This window comes from Photobacterium pectinilyticum (assembly GCF_024357955.1).
GTDB classification, from domain to species: domain Bacteria; phylum Pseudomonadota; class Gammaproteobacteria; order Enterobacterales; family Vibrionaceae; genus Photobacterium; species Photobacterium pectinilyticum.
On sequence record NZ_JANEYT010000158.1, the window covers coordinates 1 to 2,419 of the forward strand.

Here is a 2,419-nt window from a genome sequence, read left to right on the forward strand (position 1 = left end):
GCACAATATCCCTGTGGTCGAGACCATTGCTGGCCGCGCCACAATGCTTCAGGACAACCCACTGAATGCTGGCCCAATCGGTGTAACCGGTTCAGATTCTGCTAATCACATGGCTAATGAAGCTGACGTGGTACTGGCTATCGGTACTCGCCTGCAAGACTTTACGACTGGCTCTTGGACAGTATTCAAGAACCCAGAAATGAAGCTGGTCAGTATCAATGTGGCGAAATTCGATGCTATCAAGCATATGTCTTACCCAGTATTGGGTGATGCGAAAACATCCATGACCAAACTGTCTGCTCTACTTGGCGACTGGCGTTCAGGCGATGAGTGGTCGGCAAAAGCCAAAGCAGAAGCTGATGAGTGGAAAGCCCTGGTACACCGCCGTACTCACCCGCAAGAGGGTGACTTGCTACCGGGTATGTCTTCATACGCGGAAGTGATCGGCAAGCTGAACACCTCGATGGAAAAAGGCGATACCGTACTGACAGCTGCAGGTGGTCTACCGGCTGAGCTTTCGATGAACTGGCAGAACTACCAGATTGGTAAGTTCGATATCGATTTTGGTTATTCGTGCATGGGTTACGAAATTGCCGGTGGCTGGGGCGCGAAAATTGCTAACCCAGACAACGATGTTGTCGTGCTGGTCGGTGATGGCTCATACCTGATCCAGAACTCAGATATTTACTCTTCAGTGTTGACTGGCCACAAGATGATTGTGGTGGTTTGTGACAACGGCGGTTTCGCGGTTATCAACAAACTACAGAACAACACCGGTAACGAGTCATTCAACAACCTACTTGAAGACTGCCGCCGCCCAGATGGCGAACTGGCTCGCGTCGATTTCGCTAAGCACGCAGAAGCTCAAGGTGCAATTTCCGAGAAACTGACGTCTGTTGACGAGTTTGATGCTGCCTTTGCCCGCGCGAAAGAAGCGGACCGGACTTACGTGATTGTGGTTGATATTGACCCAGTTTCTCCTGCGGCATGGTCGAAGTGTGACTGCTGGTGGGAAGTGGGTTTGCCTGAAGTGACACGCAACGAAGAGACTGCGAAGAAAGTCGCTGACTGGGAAGAAGGGCGAGTTACTCAGCGTCGTGGCGTTTAAGGTCTCGGCTTATAAAAACGCTGCACTTTAGCGAGAATTTATTAACCAAGAGGCTCTTATTACTGAGAGCCTCTGAGAATAAAAACTCTGTAAACAAGAACAATCTAATTCCAATATCTGAAACGCAGGTATCTCTCAAAAAATAATGGGGATCCCTGGCAAGGAGTGAAGCCATGTTTAATGAAGAACGTCATTTTGATCAACCTATCCGTTGGGCAATGGTAGGCGGCGGTCGTGGTAGCCAGATCGGTTACTCGCACCGTAACGCAGCGCAGCGTGATGGTTTGTTCAAGTTGGTAGCCGGTGCTTTTGATCTTGATCCTGAGCGCTGCCGTGACTTCGGTAACAACCTTGGCCTTGATAGCGACCGTTGCTACGCCAACTACCAAGAGATGTTCGAGCAAGAAGCACAGCGTGAAGACGGTATCCAAGCTGTTTCTATCGCAACGCCGAACTCGACCCACTACGCCATTTGTAAAGCAGCGCTAGAAGCAAACCTACACGTAGTGTGTGAAAAGCCAATCACTTTCACTACCGAAGAAGCAGAAGAGCTGAAAGAAATTGCGGCGAAAAACAACCGCGTTATCGGTGTGATGTACGGTTACAGCGGTTTCCCAATGGTTCAGCAGGCGCGTGAAATGGTTCAGCGTGGCGACCTAGGTGAAATCCGTGTTATCAACATGCAGTTCGCCCACGGCTTCCACAACGAAGAGTACGAACTGAACGATCCAGGCCTGAAGTGGCGTGTAAGCCCTGAAGTATCTGGCCCAACTTACGTACTGGGTGATATCGGTACTCACGCATTCTACCTATGCGAAGTGATGACAGGCCTTGAGGTTGACCGTCTATCTTGCATGCGTCAGAGCTTCATCAAGTCGCGCACTCCGTTAGAAGATAACGCGCACGTAATGATGGAGTTCAAAGGCGGCGCTGTCGGCACGCTTTGGGCATCAGCGGTGAACTCGGGCTCGATGCACCAGCAGAAGATCCGCATCGTCGGCTCTAAAGCGTCTATCGAATGGTGGGATGAGCAACCAAACCAACTTCGCTACGAAGTGCAAGGCGAGCCATCTCGTCTATTAGAGCGCGGCATGGGTTACCTACACCAAGATGCACCGGGTGTGGCATCTAACCGTGTTGGTGGTGGTCACGCTGAAGGTTACTTCGAGTCTTGGGCAAACTTGTACCACCGCTTTGCGCTGGCGTTTGATGCGGCTGATCGTGACGACCAAGAAACACTAGCAGGTATCTGGTTCCCGGGTATCGATGCCGGTATCGAAGGTGTACGCCTTTGTGAGAAATGTGTTGAGT

Annotated in this window: 2 protein-coding genes; both read left to right on the forward strand. The window is 51.0% G+C overall.

The features are described 5' to 3' along the window. The coding region (locus NHN17_RS25565) for a thiamine pyrophosphate-dependent enzyme (protein WP_255045486.1) at window positions 1-1,108 on the forward strand (1,108 nt) is incomplete at its 5' end. A gap of 173 nt (window positions 1,109-1,281) precedes the next feature. Beyond that, the coding region (locus tag NHN17_RS25570; RefSeq protein ID WP_255045487.1) for a Gfo/Idh/MocA family protein at window positions 1,282-2,419 on the forward strand (1,138 nt) is incomplete at its 3' end.